At 40.2% G+C, this 17,962-nt stretch carries 16 protein-coding genes and 1 pseudogene; 7 read left to right on the top strand and 10 right to left on the bottom strand.

What is annotated here, in order from left to right; translation table 11 throughout:
* Positions 1–130 precede the first annotated feature (130 nt).
* The 4 genes from ggt to CXF95_RS06980 all read right to left on the bottom strand — a co-directional run bounded on the left by ggt (position 131) and on the right by CXF95_RS06980 (position 4,675).
* Positions 131–1,849, bottom strand: coding sequence for a gamma-glutamyltransferase (ggt, locus tag CXF95_RS06995; protein WP_101198028.1), 1,719 nt, complete (start codon positions 1,847–1,849; stop codon positions 131–133).
* An 18-nt stretch (positions 1,850–1,867) separates the two neighbouring features.
* Positions 1,868–3,241 carry a Na+/H+ antiporter NhaC family protein gene (locus CXF95_RS06990; RefSeq protein WP_101198027.1) on the bottom strand — a complete coding sequence of 458 codons (1,374 nt, stop codon included), beginning with the start codon at positions 3,239–3,241 and terminating at the stop codon, positions 1,868–1,870.
* A 70-nt stretch (positions 3,242–3,311) separates the two neighbouring features.
* Complete coding sequence (locus CXF95_RS06985) at positions 3,312–3,761, bottom strand: Lrp/AsnC family transcriptional regulator (protein ID WP_101198026.1); 450 nt, start codon at positions 3,759–3,761, stop codon at positions 3,312–3,314.
* Positions 3,762–4,138: 377 nt separating this feature from the next.
* Positions 4,139–4,675, bottom strand: coding sequence for a DUF6817 domain-containing protein (locus CXF95_RS06980; RefSeq protein WP_232787700.1), 537 nt, complete (start codon positions 4,673–4,675; stop codon positions 4,139–4,141).
* A 287-nt stretch (positions 4,676–4,962) separates the two neighbouring features.
* Between CXF95_RS06980 and CXF95_RS06975 the strand changes: the two genes are divergently transcribed.
* Positions 4,963–6,477, top strand: coding sequence for an AMP-binding protein (locus CXF95_RS06975; protein ID WP_101198025.1), 1,515 nt, complete (start codon positions 4,963–4,965; stop codon positions 6,475–6,477).
* Positions 6,478–6,507: 30 nt separating this feature from the next.
* Here CXF95_RS06975 and CXF95_RS06970 read toward each other — a convergent pair whose 3' ends face one another.
* The gene (locus CXF95_RS06970; protein ID WP_101198024.1) at positions 6,508–6,852 is read right to left on the bottom strand and encodes a 5-carboxymethyl-2-hydroxymuconate Delta-isomerase; all 345 of its coding nucleotides are present in this window, start codon (positions 6,850–6,852) and stop codon (positions 6,508–6,510) included.
* Between the two features lie 31 nt (positions 6,853–6,883).
* Here CXF95_RS06970 and CXF95_RS06965 point away from each other — a divergent pair, with 31 nt between their 5' ends.
* Positions 6,884–7,360, top strand: coding sequence for a GNAT family N-acetyltransferase (locus CXF95_RS06965; RefSeq protein WP_101198023.1), 477 nt, complete (start codon positions 6,884–6,886; stop codon positions 7,358–7,360).
* On the opposite strand, the gene CXF95_RS06960 is transcribed toward CXF95_RS06965, so the two are convergent.
* On the bottom strand, positions 7,347–7,742 hold the full coding sequence (locus CXF95_RS06960; RefSeq protein WP_232787699.1) for a hypothetical protein: 396 nt from the start codon (positions 7,740–7,742) through the stop codon (positions 7,347–7,349). The two genes, CXF95_RS06965 and CXF95_RS06960, sit on opposite strands and share 14 nt — an antisense overlap.
* Before the next feature lie 291 nt (positions 7,743–8,033).
* Here CXF95_RS06960 and asnS point away from each other — a divergent pair, with 291 nt between their 5' ends.
* Complete coding sequence (gene asnS, locus CXF95_RS06955) at positions 8,034–9,431, top strand: asparagine--tRNA ligase (protein ID WP_101198021.1); 1,398 nt, start codon at positions 8,034–8,036, stop codon at positions 9,429–9,431.
* A 314-nt stretch (positions 9,432–9,745) separates the two neighbouring features.
* On the opposite strand, the gene CXF95_RS06950 is transcribed toward asnS, so the two are convergent.
* On the bottom strand, positions 9,746–10,528 hold the full coding sequence (locus CXF95_RS06950; protein WP_101198020.1) for a PhzF family phenazine biosynthesis protein: 783 nt from the start codon (positions 10,526–10,528) through the stop codon (positions 9,746–9,748).
* 94 nt (positions 10,529–10,622) lie between these two features.
* Positions 10,623–11,414 (bottom strand): ABC transporter substrate-binding protein, encoded by a 792-nt coding sequence (locus CXF95_RS06945; protein ID WP_232787698.1) that lies wholly within the window; start codon positions 11,412–11,414, stop codon positions 10,623–10,625.
* A gap of 254 nt (positions 11,415–11,668) precedes the next feature.
* Here CXF95_RS06945 and CXF95_RS06940 point away from each other — a divergent pair, with 254 nt between their 5' ends.
* Positions 11,669–12,790 carry a zinc-binding dehydrogenase gene (locus CXF95_RS06940; RefSeq protein WP_101198019.1) on the top strand — a complete coding sequence of 374 codons (1,122 nt, stop codon included), beginning with the start codon at positions 11,669–11,671 and terminating at the stop codon, positions 12,788–12,790.
* 48 nt (positions 12,791–12,838) lie between these two features.
* Here the strand turns inward: CXF95_RS06940 and CXF95_RS06935 are convergent.
* Positions 12,839–13,051: pseudogene (locus CXF95_RS06935) on the bottom strand (M13-type metalloendopeptidase); the annotation flags it as partial.
* Entirely contained in the window at positions 13,020–13,289 is a 270-nt protein-coding gene (locus CXF95_RS06930; RefSeq protein ID WP_369809304.1) for a hypothetical protein, read from the bottom strand. The gene CXF95_RS06930 and the pseudogene CXF95_RS06935, both read right to left, overlap by 32 nt.
* A 319-nt stretch (positions 13,290–13,608) precedes the next feature.
* Here CXF95_RS06930 and CXF95_RS06925 point away from each other — a divergent pair, with 319 nt between their 5' ends.
* From CXF95_RS06925 to pqiB, 3 genes are all read left to right on the top strand, one after another.
* Positions 13,609–15,003, top strand: a complete 1,395-nt coding sequence (locus CXF95_RS06925; protein ID WP_101198018.1) for an aminotransferase class V-fold PLP-dependent enzyme — start codon at positions 13,609–13,611, stop codon at positions 15,001–15,003.
* A gap of 89 nt (positions 15,004–15,092) precedes the next feature.
* A complete protein-coding gene (locus tag CXF95_RS06920) occupies positions 15,093–16,280 on the top strand; it encodes a paraquat-inducible protein A (RefSeq protein ID WP_101198017.1) in 1,188 nt (395 codons plus the stop codon).
* Positions 16,277–17,962: an intermembrane transport protein PqiB gene (gene pqiB / locus CXF95_RS06915; protein WP_101198016.1), complete on the top strand. Its 1,686-nt coding sequence runs from the start codon at positions 16,277–16,279 to the stop codon at positions 17,960–17,962. The genes CXF95_RS06920 and pqiB overlap by 4 nt, the downstream gene beginning before the upstream one ends.

The raw sequence follows: 17,962 nt of genomic DNA, 5'->3' as shown, positions 1-17,962 counted from the left end.
AAACACAGGGACACTTTCTAACGCTTTATCTTCATAATAATGTAAACCTATGCCAATTATTGATTAATCTAACCAAATTTAACGTTCTCAGCAATATCCACAAAACAAAAATAATAGTGCCGTTAAGGGGCTAGAATACAATGGATTTTCCACGACCATTTGCCTCTGAAGCGGCTTCAACTTTACCGTCTTTATTTAAGATAACCTGCATATCACCAAAGCCGCGGTTACTCATGGTGTAGCCCATTTCTTCTAATTCAGAAATCACCGCAGGATCAATGCCGTCATGGTAACGAATAACATCTTTTGGCAAGAGTTGATGATGGAACCTAGGAGTGTTAACCACGTCTTCTGCACTCATGGAAAACTCCAAGGCATTGAGAATAGACAGATACACCGAGCTTATAATAGTGGTGCCCCCAGGCGAACCGGTTACAAAGGTTACCTCTCCGTCTTTTAAGACCATGCTTGGTGTCATAGAAGATAACATACGTTTTTTCGGTTGAATTTCGTTGGCTTGACCGCCCACTGCGCCAAATACGTTGGCAACCCCGGGTTTAGAACTAAAGTCATCCATTTCATCATTTAATAAAAATCCTGCCCCCTCCACTACCACACTACTGCCATAGCCTAGATTAATTGTGGTGGTGTTCGAGACTGCATTACCCCATTTATCCATAATAGAAAAATGTGTAGTTTCTTCACTTTCTTTTAGCCCAGGTTTGACCAATTTCGTCACTGAAATTTTATCTCTCAATACACTTTGACTGCGCATCGCGATATATTTATCGTCAATTAGGCTTGCAACTGGTACGTCAACAAAGTCAGGATCACCAAGGTATTCTGCACGATCAGCAAATACTCGTTTACCTATTTCTGCTAATAAATGCAGGTATGGGGTAGAGTTGTGGGTAAGCTTTTCTTGATCTCGTGTTAATAGGTCATACATTTTTAGCCATTGTATAATAGCGATACCTCCAGAACTGGGCGGCGGTGACGTGAGTAATTGATATTCCCGCCATTTAGCACTTAAAGGCTGGCGTGACTTAGCTTCATAAGTTAATAAGTCTTGTTCAGTCACTAAGCCTTTATTCTGACGCATAAAATCACTGATAATTTTTGCCGTTTGACCTTTATAAAAACCGTCTCGTCCTTGATCACGAATACGCTTTAGGGTGTCTGCCAATTCTAATTGTTGAAAAATTTCATTTGCTTTTGCAGTGGCGAAATAATCTTTGAAGTTCAATTCAAAACCACGTTTTTCTAATCTAGCTATATGTCTTTCAATAGATTGTGCAAGTTTAGGGTGAACCTTAAATCCCTGCCCGGCTAGATTAACAGCTGGTTGGACTAATTCTTTCCAAGGTAAACTGCCATATTTTTCATGGGCTAACCACATACCTGCTACAGTGCCCGGTACCCCAGATGACAAAATACCTATCACTGACTGATTAGGGATAACGTCACCGTTTTTGTCCAAATACATATCCCTATGGGCGGATAAAGGCGCTTGTTCGCGATAGTCGATAAAGTCACTTTGTTTATCTTTATACACCAGCATAAAACCACCCCCGCCAATATTACCGGCTTCAGGCAAGGTCACGGCTAAGACAAATTGCGCAGCAATAGCGGCATCGATCGCGTTACCGCCTTGTTGTAAAATATCTTTGGCTACCTCTGCGCTGTAGCTATCAGGCATTGCTATAGCGGCCTGTTGCAATATGGGTGTGGGTGTAAGAGATGTTACTTGTGCTTCGTCAACCTGCTCTGAGCATGCAAACAGACATATACTCATCAGCGAAAGAAAAACGTGGCCCATAAATTTATTTGATGTTGACCCGATAGGCATCATTTTTTTCCTCAATGTTTAAATCATTATTAGACTAGCGATAAAATATCCAACCAAAGCCAAGGCGCCGCCGAACAGCGCATAAGGCATTTGGGTACGTACATGGGTTAATAAGTCACAACCCGATGCGATAGAAGACACTGCTGTGGTGTCAGAGATAGGTGAACAATGATCACCAAATACCCCCCCTCCTAAAATAGCGGCTATCACCAGTGATGGTGGCAAACCCAGTGTTTGGATCAGTGGAACCCCGATTGGAATAAGTATCGCGAAAGTGCCCCAAGAAGTCCCGGTACTAAAAGACATCATGCCCCCTGCTAAAAACAGCACCGGCACTATCAAACTAACAGGCAAATAATCTCCCACCATACCGGCCACAAAAACCCCAGTACCTAGCTCTTTTAAACTTGCCCCTAGTGTTAATGAAAACAAGACTATCGTCACCAATGGTAATATTTCACCCATACCTTTAAAGCCCGTATCGACCAATTCTTTATGAGAAAATTGTTTTGAACTTAGCAATAGAATATAGGCCACAAAACACGCAAACACGGTTGCGTAAAGCACAGATTTGCTGCCATTGCCGCTAGCCAAGTCACCGTTTCCGGTCCATAACATAAAACCAATCATGGCAAGAATCATACTGGCCAAAGGCAGTAACATAAAACGCGCTTTAGTAGCGTGAACAGCCACTTGCTCCCCCTCCAGCTTGGTTAACTCTTGTTCCGCTTCTTTCATTGGCCCATGAACTTTGTCACCTAATATCGTATATAACACTAAAGCCAAGGCAATAATCGCGTAAAAATTAAGAGGAATAGTTCCCCATAAAATTGAGACGGCACTTTGCTCAAATTCATAGTTACTCAACAAAGCCAGAATAAATGCTCCCCACCCATTGAGCAGAATAAGAATACAAATAGGTGCGCTGGTACTATCGATAACATACGCCAACCTTGCGCGGCTCATATTAAATTTATCGAATAATCCTCGGGCTAAAATACCAGAGGCCAGTACGCTGAGATTAGATTCAATGAACACAACAATACCGGTAAACATAGTGAGTAAGCCAACCTGCTTTTTACTTTTAGCCACCCCTTTATTGATCAACAGTTCAACTGTGGCTGTCACTCCACCTGAATAACGCATATAAGCTAACATGGCCCCAATCAAAAGGCTGAATAACAAAATGCGACTATTACCCGCTGAAACCACAATTTCAATCACTCGCTCAATAGAGCCAATTGTGCCGGTAAATAATACTTCAGTTTGATTTTGATAAGCCAATAGCCACTCAGCAGACAATATTGCCGCAACCAAAGCTAAAATGACTTCTTTGCGCCAAAACACAATAATAATGGCAATTATGGGGGGTAAAATAGAATACCAATGCATACAGAAACCTTATTTTGATGACACGTTTTTTATTAGGTTTTAAATAAGCTATTAGCCTAAACGCAAAACACTATACAGGTAAAGCCGTAGTGTACTTAATTTGCTCCATGGCAAAACTTGATGTCACATCAGACAAATCCACGCCAGCAACTAATTTTTTATAAAATACATCAAAGGCTTTCATGTCTGCGACTACTACTTTGAGCATATAGTCATATTCACCACTCATTCGATAAAATTCCACAATTTGTTCGATGTTTGCAGCGTGCTCTGCAAATTTTTTTAGCCAGAGCGAGTCATGCTTCGCAGCTTTAACTTGCACAAAAACTGTCATACCTAAGCCAACTTTTTCTGGATTAAGCAAAACGACACGTTTATCAATGATGCCTTGTTTTTCCAAAGACTGAATACGTCGCCAACAAGGTGTAGTGCTCAAACCTATTTGTTCTGCAATATGTGCCACCGATTGAGTGGCATCTTTCTGCAATAATCTAAGTATTTCACTATCCAATTTATCCATGGATTTTATTATCACTTATTAGGATTTTGTGGAATTATTTTCTACTTTACTAAAATCGGGAGAATAATATGCAACTTTATTCCGAGTTTCTCATGTCAAAATATTCAGCATACCCATTAAAATGAGGATTACCTCATGAATGCACACGCTAATGCATTAGCTCAAAATATCTCTGTTTTACCCACCATCAGCAATGTAGGCCTCTCGATTCCAAAAATATTGTGACGCTTTTGCGGATAACGCAGAGCGCTATTTTAGTACTAAATTATTTTTGGATTTAAACAAATGGGTAATACATTACTGGGCTGGTACTTTTATGCTATTCGTCCCAGCATATTCATGTTGACTGTTTGGTGTGTAGCAATAATGAAACGACTCTAAAAATGAGATGCAAAAACATGGTGAATTTTTCGCTGCGCGCTGGCACTTAAAAACCTTTGCATGCGGCTAAACAAGTCCACAAGCTCAGCGCCATGTTGAAGGACGAAATTAGGATTGTTTATAGCAATTTCAGTTTCATTGGCGGCAGTAAGTTCACATAATTGTTGCAGCAACTCAAAGGATATTACTGATTGTTTAGTGGTTATGCGGTCATAAAACACAGGTTTATCGACCAGCCCAAACTGAGCAAAAAAAGCCTCTCTGTCACAAGCGCAATAGTAGTAAACGATATTTTCTGCATCACTACCAATAACCACTGCCACTTCTGCTCTTTGTGATAACTCAAATATGTTTTGTGCAAAAGCAGAGGAGCCATAAGCGGCATGATACAACCCAGCGTCTTGCAATACTTCTGATGCGTTCCAAGCCTTCAAAAGACATCTTGTTGATTCAAGGTGGGCAATGAGTAAACCATCTACGTGTTCAAACTCCCCAGCACCTAGTTCGATCAACTTCCGAAATTTTTCATCCATATCTAATCCTTTTTTCACGACATCTAACTTAAACAAAGAATATATTTACTCATATAACTCACGAGTGCAACATCGACTCTCAAGTCACATCAGCCAGTTTTTAATCTGAATTGGCATTTGCCAAATTGAATATGTTAGGCTTATTTTCTTGGTTATTCATAATAAATAATAATCAAAAATTGAAATTGAGTATGCATGTAAGTTTTTAAAAACCAATAAGACTATCAATACCTATCTCAGTGTGGGTAAAAGTATAGTCAACAGCAACCCACAATTTGGAGTAAGAAATGCTCGGAAACTTGTATTTAGACGGTAACCTAACACTTAGATCTGACTTTGAATCCAGATCTAAAAAGTTAGCGAGCATCTTACAAAAGCAAGGCATTGGGCAAGGGGATACAGTTGCTGTATTAATGCGTAACGATGTTAAATACTTAGAAGTTATTCAAGCTTGTCGGTACTTAGGCAGTTACTTTGTGCCTCTGAACTGGCATTCTGTCGCCACTGAGATTGAACATATAGTGCAAGACTCTGGTGCAAAAATTCTTATTGCACATAAAGATCTAGTTCACCCACTTAATGATCAAAATTTGCCAGAAGTATTAGTGGCCATTTTCCCCACAGCAACAGAAGTGGCAGAAAGTTATCAGATTGATGTGACTACACGCAGCCATACATCTGATATGGCCTTGGATCTTGAATTGGCATTACAAACAGCAAAACAAATTGATTCTGAGCCCCGACCCTTTAGAGGTATGTTCGCTTACACCTCTGGTAGTACCGGCAGACCTAAAGGCATTAAGCGCAAAGTAGATGACAGCAACGGCGATAAATATGCAGTTTACCAAGGGCTTGCGCGCTCCTTAATGCAATTAACTGCAAACGACCGATTTTATGTCGCCGCACCTATATACCATAGCGCTCCCAATACATTAAGCGTCTGCAGCCTAGCAGCATCAGACATAGATATTTATCTTTCTACTAAATTTGATCCTGAACACTTTTTGGACGCCATAGATAAATACAAAATCACCCATATTTATATAGTACCTACCATGATGATTAGGTTGTTAAAGCTACCGCAAACTATTCGTGAAAAATATAACGTAAGCTCCCTGAAATATGCACTATCCACTGGTTCAGCTTGTCCTGCTGACATTAAAAGTGCCATGATTGAATGGTTTGGTCCAATATTCTATGAATCATATGGCGCCAGCGAAATTGGGTTTATGACTTTAATATCATCCTCTGAGGCATTAGAGAAACCAGGGTCTGTGGGTAAGATAGTCCCAGGTGGTGCCATCAAGATACTAGATGAAAACAAACAAGAATTAGCGCCAAAACAATCAGGATTGATTTATGTCGACTTACCTATGTTTGGAACATTTGACTACACCAACTTTGACGGCGAAAGCAGTGCCTATTCTTATCAAAACTATACTTCGGTAGGTGACATTGGATTTTTAGATGATGAGGGTTATCTGTTTATTAATGATCGTCAAAAAGACATGATTATTTCAGGTGGCGCGAATATATTTCCCCTCGAAATAGAGTCTGTATTAATACAAATGGATGACATAGTCGACTGTGCTATTTTTGGTGCACCAGATCCTGAGTTTGGCGAAATGGTTGTGGCTGCAGTTCAGTGTCAACCAACAAGAAAAATCACCCTTGCGCAAATGCATGAATATTTAGATGGCAAACTGGCTCGTTTCAAATTTCCTAGAAAACTCGATATACATGAAAAGCTCCCAAGGGAAGACAGTGGCAAAATTTTTAAGCAGAAGTTGCGAACGCTTTAATCTAGGATAAACAGTGTTTTTCAAATAGCATCACTTAATCACTATTTTTTTGTAGCTCACTTTCTCAATATCCATGACTTCAACAGATAGTGAAAGAGGTGCTGGTATAACCTCACTGAGTGTATCCAAGACTAATTTTGTCAGGTCTTTTTTCTGTTGATGATCTCTACCTTGCAATATTTTCAATGTGATGTGAATAAAAGGTGTGTCGGATAAACCTGTTTGAAAATGAATAAATTCAATAGCCCGCGCCTTAATCGAAGATTCTTCGAATAATCCCGATGCAAATACGCTACTGTGCACCACACGCACTAACTCATTTATAGGCATGCTGTTTTCTAGGTTTTTAGAATATTCAATAATACAATGAGGCATTATATAGTCCTGACTTTAGGTGAAATTATCAATGAAAATAAGAGCTTATCATCTTGGTGAAGAACATGAAATATGGCAACTTTTCAATCAAACCGTGCATCATGTTAATGCTCAGCATTACTCCCATAAACAATTAGACGCTTGGGCACCTGCAGTATTCGACACAACCTTGTGGAGTAACAAGCTAGCTAGACTCAACTCTTTTGTTTGCGTTAAAGAGGAAAAAATAGTGGGTTATAGTGATTTACAACCAAGTGGTTATATCGACCATTTTTTCTGCCATTACATCTATCAAGGACAAGGTATAGGCACAGCATTAATGGCACATATTCATACATTAGCTAAAAAACAAAATATCACTCAACTTTCAGCTGACGTCAGTATAACTGCAAAGTCATTTTTCGAGTTTAATGGCTTTAAAGTAATCAATCAGCAAGCAGTGCCAATACGTGGGCAAGTATTAACCAATTTTAAAATGCTTAAAACCTGTATATTTAAGATGCAGTGAATTCGAAATATAAAATGATTAAACTCGCCACTGCGGTCAACATCAATACATAACCGTTAATACCAAAATGATCTTTGTCACGGCGATTGCGCCGGCGCTTCATAATCAATACCGTCACACTGATAATTAAACACAGTGCCAACAATCCGGCTAAATACAAAGTCAGTGTTTTAGACCATCCTTGACGCCCTTCTAGGCCCCAAAATGATTGCACCCCAGAAACAAATTCAGGGCGGGCATCATGAAACACCAACAGTGCCCCGATAAACACAAACCAACCCAAAACATTGATAAATACCATGGATTGAAAAAACCTATCAGTTTCTCTTGGTGACTTTCTTCTGTTTGGAACCGATTTTGATGTGTATTCTATGTTTTTCATATACTTAATTATACTAGCTTTATTGTCGATTTTTCTTGAGTCTAGGCGCTACCTGAGTAAGATTACACACCTTGCGTGATTAGCCAAGTAAACTGCATGTAGAATTGCAGTCAATTTGTGCTTGTTTTCGGCTGTATTCAAATTTTCAATAGTATTTTTTGTCTCCTTCGTGGCTTCCAGTAAAATTCAGAGGGTTTGATTTTACAAATTGTACTTTTGCTTATGCTTTGGAAAACAGTTTATATAATAAATAATGGCGGGATCGATATCCCAATAATTGGAGAGAAGTAAATGGCGCACGCCCCGGTGGCAGACATTTTTGCCGGTAAATATTCAGTTGGTGACCAAGTTACAGTTAAAGGGTGGGTTCGTACTCGCCGTGATTCAAAAGCAGGTTTGTCTTTTATTGCGCTTCACGATGGTAGCTGTTTTGACCCTATTCAGGTAATTGCACTTAGCGCCATTGAAAACTACTCTGATATCCAAAAACTTACTACGAGTTGTTCACTGGTAGTGACCGGCTCTTTGAAGGCATCACTGGGTCAAGGTCAATCCTTAGAAATTGAAGCAGCAACAGTTGAAATAATTGGTTGGGTAGAAAATCCAGACACTTATCCTATGGCACCTAAACGCCATAGTCTTGAATACTTACGTGAACATGCTCATTTACGAGCCCGAACCAATGTTGGCGGCGCGGTTACCCGTGTGCGAAACTGTTTATCTCAAGCCATTCATCGTTTTTTCTATGAACAAGGTTATTGCTGGGTAAGTACCCCAATCTTGACAGCAAGCGATACCGAAGGCGCTGGCGAGATGTTCAGAGTATCGACTTTAGATATGCAGAATATTCCTAAAACTGAGGAAGGCGAAGTTGATTACAGCCAAGACTTTTTTGGGAAAGAAACCTTTTTGACTGTATCAGGTCAGTTAAACGGCGAAACTTACGCCACTGCCATGTCAAAAATTTATACCTTTGGTCCTACTTTTAGAGCCGAAAACTCCAACACGAGTCGCCACTTGGCCGAGTTTTGGATGATCGAACCTGAAGTAGCCTTTGCTGATTTAGCCGACATAGCTCAGCTATCTGAAGACTTACTAAAATATGTATTCAAAGCAGTACTTGCAGAACGACCAGACGATATGGCGTTTTTTGCCGAGCGTATCAATAAAGAAGCCATATCTCGTTTAGAAAAAGTCATAGACCAAGATTTTGTGCGTATGGACTACACGCAAGCCATTGAGATTTTACAAAACTGCGGTAAAAAGTTTGAGTTCCCTGTGAGTTGGGGAGTCGATTTGTCCTCAGAGCACGAACGTTACTTAGCAGAAGAACATATTGGCGCACCTATTATCATGCAAAACTACCCGAAAGACATTAAAGCGTTCTATATGCGCATTAATGACGATGGCAAAACGGTAGCAGCCATGGACGTATTAGCACCGGGCATTGGTGAAATCATAGGTGGCTCACAACGTGAAGAACGTCTTGACGTGTTCGACCGTCGTTTAGCTGAAATGAACCTTAACCCAGAAGACTACAGCTGGTACAGAGACTTACGTAAATACGGCACTGTGCCCCACTCTGGCTTTGGCTTAGGTTTTGAACGTTTAGTTGCTTATGTAACAGGCATGCAGAATGTGCGTGACGTAATAGCCTTCCCAAGAACACCGGGTAACGCTAGTTACTAATAAAACGAAGGTAATTGTTATGTTTTGATTAAGCCACTTTTAAAGTGGCTTTTTTATGTATCCAGCCAAACTGGGATCAGGTACACCTCTTCAATGTAGTATCCAATATTAAATAAAGAAGAGCAGAATATAGCGAGGCAAGCTAAACCTATCATTACAACTATAGGTCTTAACCAACGGACTTTGGAAGAGATCGACGAGAGTGTTTCAAGCATTGTTACTTAATCGAATAAATTTCAAACAGGTTAGATAGGCCGTTTAATGTAGCTTATTGCCAAAAAAAGAACAAGAATCAAACCCAAGGTTGAGAAGTCCTATATGTTTATTTCACCCGTCATGTACTCCACACCATTGCCAGTCAAAATAACTCTGTCTTCGACTAATCTGCAGTGCACCACCCCACTTCTTTTGGATAATTGTCGTCCACATAGAACAGTTAAACCGAGGCGACGCCCCCAATAAGGAGCTAATTCACAATGTGCTGAACCAGTGACGGGATCTTCATTGACGCTTAATTTAGGGAAAAAACAGCGACTGACAAAATCAACATCTGTGCCTTGTGCCGTGACAACCACTCCCCTTAAATCAAGGTTTAACCACTGAGAAAAATCAGGACTAAGATCCATGACCTCTTTTACACTATCTAACACCACCACATAATCAAATCCCGCCAATATTGTTTGGGCTTTGATTTTGCCTAGTCCTAATAATAGCGCAGCAGGCGAATCAACGGCTTGGGGCATAGAAGCGGGGAAGTCCATACTGAAACCGGTATCAATTTTAGTCACGACCAATTGGCCACTTTTGGTATCAAAAATAGCCCTCGGCGCTGAATAATGGCAATGTTGATACAATACATAAGCAGCGGCCAAAGTCGCATGACCACATAAATCCACTTCCTCTAAAGGTGTAAACCATCGAAGTTGAATATTTTTGTTTGTCTGAACAAAAAATGCGGTCTCTGATAAATTATTTTCCTCTGCAATTTTTTTCAAAAGGTGATCATCCAACCAGTTTTCTAATGGACAAACCGCAGCGGGATTACCTTCAAACACTTTATTTGCAAAAGCATCCACTTGGTATAGTTTTATCTTCATCTGGCTCCGGTAAAGTCCTAATTAACCTTGTTATCGAGTAAGTTGCTGTGACAAACTTATTATTTTTTGGGCTCTGTGTGAGGGATATGGGAAATCACTCTGAACCTCGAAGAGAAAGATAGTGTTCACGACGAATAGTAGCAAACTCCTGATCCGCGATAGCAGCTCTAACGGCAGTCTCAAACAGGTGTTTCTTATCAATAAGCGGTGAATTTTGACTTATAGTCACATAATATTTATTCACTTCTGTAGGTTGATAATCCGCTAAAACAATCTCATTTTGCAGCCCCATATCAGTAATCAGTGGCAAAGCACTTTCTTGATAATGAATAAACGTATTAATTCTCCCTTTCTTTAACAACTCTATCTTTTGCCTAAGAGTCGATACAGGAACCATTATCAAGCTAGGCTCTTGGTTAAACTGTTTAAAATATTTTGCGTGGCGAGTCACACCAATATTCAACTTTTTTAAATCAGTAAAACTCTGTAAGTTATCTATATTATTTTTGCTGACAAAAAACGTATGTCTTAATGTTTCATAACTTGGTTTGATGTAAACCACTTCATCTTGTATGTCATCCTCATGCTGCAACCCAACCAACAGGTCTAAATTGCCTTTACGTAACTCTCTTAGCCTTCTCGCAAAGGGCATGGGTGTAAGTTCAATTTCCATATTCATATGTTTTGCAATATTTTTAAGGTATTTGGCGTGCAGACCATTAACAAATTCTTCGGATACAGAAGTACGGATGACCTCCTGTCCAAAACAACGAGGGGAGAAAAAGCCTAATACTATAATGAAAAACACAAGGTATAATCGCATCGCTAAACCTACAAAAATTTTTAAGCTATTATTACTTACGCTAAGGCTTAAGCCAATAGTCAAATGCCATTATCTAAGTTCTAACCTAACCTAACCTACACTTAGCATACATTTCAATTATCCAGATATGTTCACTAATAAAATGTTGCAACATCTTGGTATACGTTAGTCTTGAACCCATACTATATTTATCAAAAATAAGTCATAAGGCATCTATAAAAAATAAACCTGAATACACCACGTCAACAACTGCGCCATCTTCGAAAAAATGTGCGGGGTTGTTGGGTATTTTTACCTTAATAGGAGAATTAACAACAGTGAAAAAATCAAAACAACTCTTTACCGAAATAACTTCAGATGCACAACTTAAAATGTCCCTAATTGAACGGGATGTACCTACACCTAAATCTCATGAAGTCATAGTTCGCATCGAAGCAGCTCCTATCAATCCATCAGATATGTGGCCGATGTTTGGTCCAGCTAATTTAGCTGAAGCAACTTATGACGCAGACAATAAAGTCATGACTGCACCTGTGCACAAAGGTATGTTACCGCGCATTAAGTCACGTTTAGATCAAGTGTTACCTATAGGTAATGAAGGTGCCGGAGTGGTAGTTGCGGCTGGCGATCACCCTGCTGCAAAAGCATTAATGGGTAAAACAGTAGGTGTATTATCAGGTGCAGTATATAGCGAGTATTGTTGTGTGCCTATGCAAGCATGTATTGTGCATAATGAAGGCACCACAGCTAAAGATGCCGCATCATCTTTTGTGAATCCACTCACCGCATTGGGTATGGTCGAGACGATGCGCATGGAAGGACATTCTGGTTTGGTGCATACCGCTGCAGCGTCGGCATTGGGTCAAATGCTGAATAAAATCTGCCTTGCTGAAGACGTACCTTTAGTCAATGTTGTGCGAAACCAACAACAGACCGATATCTTAAAAGAGATTGGCGCTAAACATATCTGCGATTCTTCTAGCCCCAGCTTTAAAGCTGATTTATATAAAGCAATTGAAGAAACAGGTGCCACCCTTGCCTTTGATGCTATTGGTGGCGGCGATCTAGTCAGCGACATTTTGACTGCAATGGAAGCAGTGGGCAGTAAAGACGCAGTGGGGTTTAATACCTACGGCTCAGAAGCAAACAAACAAGTGTATATCTATGGTGGTTTAGACTTTTCCCCAACAGTGCTTAACCGTGCTTATGGTATGACATGGGGAATAGGCGGATGGTTGTTAATGCGTTTCTTGGGCAAATTGGCTCCCGCTCAAGTGGGTGAATTACACAAAAAAGTGGCAAATGAAATTAATACTACTTTTGCTTCTTCTTTTACCGAAGAACTTAGCCTAGAAGAGGCCATGCAACCTAAAACTGTACTCAAATACAACGCTAAAAAGACCGGTGAAAAATACTTAATTAACCCGTCAAAAGCTTAAAACAATAAAGGGCGCATACAGCGCCCTTTTTTTGTGTAGATAACTTACTTACCAAATACGTACACGGTCTTCTGGCGCTAAGTAAAGCGCATCTTCAGGTTGAACGTTAAAGGCTTCATACCAAGCATCATGATTACGTGGTGCCAATGCGCGGTAACGACCCGGAGCATGAGTCCCCCCTTTTAATTGCGACAACATACTTTGTTCAGTGCGTTGTTCAGTGCGTTTTTCACGCCATACCTGTGCCCAAGCTAAGAAGAAACATTTCTTCTACCAATTCTTTAATTTGTGTTTTGCTGCGTTCTGCTAGCTTATCAAATGCACCAAAACGGGTTTTATCGCTTGGTATTTCAAAGTTTTTATACCAAGTACCCCCTGCATATTTAAAAAAGTCGTCACCCGGCTTAACGGACTCATCTCTGGCATCAAGCTCAACACCAAAGCTACCTAATTCTGCAGAACCTTTAACAGTCTCTGCACTGGCTGTTTTTTCAGCCATATTGGTTTGTTGTTCTACCTGTTTGCTGCATGCGCCCAGTAAAAATACTGAAGCAATAGCGGCACTGATTATAGTTTTTTTCATTAATGTTCCAACTGTCGTTAATTTATAAATTAAAATCATTTTATCTAGAACGTTGATAACCTATATTTGGCTCATTGAAAAGATAAACGAGCCCTATCGTCACTCTATCCATGTAAAGGAATTTGTCCATGCTGGTCTCATGACCTTTTTAAAAGGCATACCTCAAACAAAACGATCTGTGTCTATCACAGCACAGCAGTAAACCTATAATACGCATAAAATCAGAGGAGCCAAAATGACTACACTGCAAGACGAATTGTTTGCTCAACAAAACAGTAAAGATCTATTAAAACAAGCTCAGCAAGCTGCGTTTGAATATATTGATAGTCAGTCAAACCAACGGGTATTCCCCAATGCTTCAAATCTTGAGAAACTCACTCTCTTTGATGAGTCCTTACCCGAGGCAAGCAGCGACCCAGCTTTATTATTAGAGCAACTTAACACTGTAGGCTCAGTTAATACAGTTGCTCAAACTGGAGGCCGTTATTTTGGGTTTGTGAACGGTAATGCCCTACCCGTTACTTTGGCCACTAAATGGTTGTCAGACGTATGGGATCAAAATGCAGCATTATATGTCATGTCACCTATCGCATCTAAGTTGGAGAGTATTTGTCAAACTTGGCTTAATCAACTATTTGGTCTACCTGAACATACTGTGGCAGGGTTTGTCAGCGGTACATCAATTGCGACCTTATCAGGGCTCGCTGCAGCTAGATATCGTCAACTGCAAAAGTTAGGGTGGGATGTTAATCAACAAGGATTATTTGGTGCTCCAAAAATACGCTTAATACTAGGTAAACAAACCCATGGCACAGTGGCTAAAGCCATCAGTTTATTAGGTTTTGGACACACCTCTATTGAGTGGGTTGACTGTGATAAACAAGGTCGATTAATTGTCGAAAATCTGCCTCAATTAGATCAGAGTTGTATTGTGGTATTGCAGGCCGGTAACGTAAATTCAGGTGCGTTCGATGACTTTACTACATTGTGTCAGCTGGCAAATACAGCTCAAGCTTGGGTGCATATAGATGGCGCATTTGGATTATGGGCTAAAGCATCCAATGTATTTGATGAACAAACTAAAGGCATGGAGCTAGCAGACTCATGGTCAGTGGATCCCCACAAAACACTTAACACTCCTTATGATTGTGGCATTGTATTATGCAAAGATGCCGAAGCCTTAACGAGCGCCCTGCATCAACAAGGCAGTTATATTCAACTCAGTGAACAGCGGGATGGTTTGTTGTATACCCCTGAAATGTCAAAACGCGCCAGAGCCATCGAACTTTGGGCGGCCATGAAATACTTAGGACGTGCTGGTATAGCGGAGTTGGTTGAACAACTTCATAGTCACGCACAGTTTTTCGCAGATTTATTAGCGGATAATGGGTTCACAATATTAAATGAAGTTGTCTTTAATCAAGTGATCCTAAATTGTGAAACCGAACAACTGACTCAAAAAACCTTATCTTTAGTGCAGCAATCAGGTGAATGTTGGTGTGGTGGATCAGTTTGGCATGAACAAAGTGTCATACGTATTAGTCTGTGTTCTTGGGCGACAACCAAACAAGATATTCTGCGTTCAGTGAAGGTATTCGTAGAAGCTCGAAAGCAAGCTTTACAAACATAACTATCTGAGTGTATTCATAAATATGTTACTGAATATTGTGATAAATTAATGTTTAATAACCCAGTAAAATTTATTACATTAGCAATACCATGCCAAGTGAAACAATCGACACAATCGAAACTAGGACCACAATATCTAAGCAACACACTATGCTGTGTCATGAGTGCCACTACTTAGTTAAGTTGCCTGCATTGACTCATAAGCAGGCGGCAGTGTGTCCTCGATGTGGTTTGCAGCTCACAGTCTATCACCAGCATGCATCGCAACGTATTATTGCTTTGGCGATCACCTCACTTATATTTTTGCTCGCATCCCTGCCATTTGAATTTCTATCGTTCAGTACCAGTGGGCAATATGAGTCAATTGATATTCTTGGGAGCTTATGGGTGTTAGTTGAAAAGGACTATGGGCTCCTTGCATTAGTTCAAGCACTGGCAATCCTGATCCTTCCCGCATTTGTTTTGATTAGCTTATTATATTTGTTAGTGCCGTTAAGCTTAGGTATGCGCCCAACAAAGGCTGACTGGGTCATAAAAACGTTATTTAACTTGCTCCCTTGGACCATGGCTGAAATATTTTTGATTGGGGTGTTAGTGAGTTTAATTAAAATCCTCTCAATCGCAGACATTGAATTAGGTTTATCATTTTACGCATATCTGCTTTTTACCATTTTCATGACTATTACCCTGCTATATGTGGACAAATATCAGCTAAAATTGTTGCTTAAAATCGAAATAAAAGAAGAACAGGCGCCCATCAATCCATCACGCAGCATTCAAACAACTTGGGCCTTGTTGTTCACCTCAGTATTGTTATTTATCCCAGCAAACATTTTACCCATAATGCATACCAGTGTTCTGGGTAGCGACGATCCGAGTACAATCCTAGGAGGCGTAATATTACTTTGGGAGATGGACTCATACCCCATTGCTATGGTTATTTTTATTGCTAGCGTGTTTATTCCGGTAGCGAAAATAGTCATTTTGTGCTGGTTAAATTATTCAGTTCAAAGCAAACAACAGCATGCCAACAATGAAAGAATATTTTGGTACCGTATCACCGAATTTGTCGGCCGCTGGTCGATGATAGATGTGTTTGTGGTGGCGGTATTGGTAAGCTTAATCCAATTAGGCAACATCATAAATGTATTACCTGGCCATGCAGCATTGGCTTTTTGTGGCGTAGTAATTTGCACCATGCTTGCAGCTATGTCGTTTGACTCAAGACTTATATGGGTTGATACAGAAAAACTAACAGGCGGAGAAAAACCATTATGAGTCAAGATCTGCAGCAACAACCCACCCTGCCTCAAGAAGCCTTAATTAAACCGGTCAGAACTGTATCAAAAATTTGGCTCGTGCCTATTGTTGCCTTATTCATTGGTATATGGATGGTGTATTACCAATGGAGCAACCAAGGTCCGCTTATTACGATTCAGTTTAAAACGGCAACTGGACTAGAAGCCGGAAAAACCAAAATAAAAACCCGGGATGTGGATATAGGCCTAGTCAAAAACATAGAGCTTACTGATGATTTAAGTGGTGTGTTAGTGACGGTTAGAATGGGTAAAAATGTTGCCGCAATACTGCATTCTGACAATCAGTTTTGGATTGTATCTCCTAATGTGTCACTAAGCGGTGTATCAGGTTTAGGCACAATCTTGTCTGGTCCTCATATTAATATGGTCCCTGGGGTCGAAAAACAAAAAAGTGAAACATTTGTAGCTCTTGAGGCTCCACCTGTTACCCCAAAGGGCACGCCAGGATTACATGTCACCCTAAACAGTGAAAGTGAATTTGCCTACAAAAAAGGCGACCCTGTGGTTTATAAAGGCATTAAAGTGGGTGAGTTTGAAGATATTTTTTTCAACTTTGAGGAGAGGGTTGTGTATTACAACACTTTTATCGAAGCGCCTTACCACACCCTAATTACCACCAACACTAAGTTTTGGGACATCAGTGGTGTACAAATGGAATTGGGCGCCAGCGGTGTAAAAGTCAGTACTGGTAGTTTAGAAACCCTGCTAACAAACGGAGTCACATTCGGGATCCCTGAAGGGATGCCCAAAGGCGAAGAAGTCAAAGATCGTAGTTTTTTTGATATTCATCCGACGCATAGCTCGGCGTCTGGAGAGCGTTATAAGCTAAGTGTTAAATATGTCATTTGGGTTAAAGATACCGTAAGAGGATTACAAGTTGGTGCCCCTGTTGAGTATCGAGGCTTAGTTATTGGAAAGGTAATATCAATCAATTCGTTAGAAAACAATCAAGATGGCTTGCTGGAGCAAGGTTATGACATACCTGTGGTCATTAGTATTCAACCGGGTCGCGTGCAACAACCAGACAATAATATAGGCTTAACATTTATTCGCAAACAAACCAGTCTTTGGATTGAAAAGGGGTTAAGAGCGACGTTAAAAACCGGTAACCTATTAACCGGTGCCTTGTTCGTGGATTTACAACATTACCCAGATGCCCCCCCTTTTGCATCTCAACATATACACGGCTATGAGGTTATTCCTACTATGACAGGTGAATTCTCAGAAATTACCGCAAAAGTCACTGCCATATTAGACAGTATTAACGAGATGAAACTGAATGTCATTTCAGAAAATACCAACAATATGCTTTTACAAATAGCTCAAGCAGCACAATCGTTGCAGTCAACGGCAAATACAGCAGATGGCTTAATCAGCTCCATGAGAGAAGAAAACCTCAGTGCGACCTTAGTTGACACTTTACAAAACCTGTCAAGATTGACCAAAGATTATTCAGCCGATTCAGAAACCAGCGACGAACTCAATAAAACTATGCAAACACTACAGAGCACCCTGCAACAATTCCAACCATTATTATTGCAATTAAACAATACACCTAATAGTTTGATTTTTAATGATGGAAGCGGCTCAAGGTTAATACCCAAAGGCAAAACATTAAGTAATAAAGAACAGGGAAATTAA

The sequence above is a fragment of the Paraglaciecola sp. MB-3u-78 genome, assembly GCF_002835935.1.
Taxonomy (GTDB): Bacteria; Pseudomonadota; Gammaproteobacteria; order Enterobacterales; family Alteromonadaceae; genus Paraglaciecola.
Note: the sequence above shows the minus strand (reverse complement) of the source record. Positions and strands in the feature narration are given on the sequence as shown.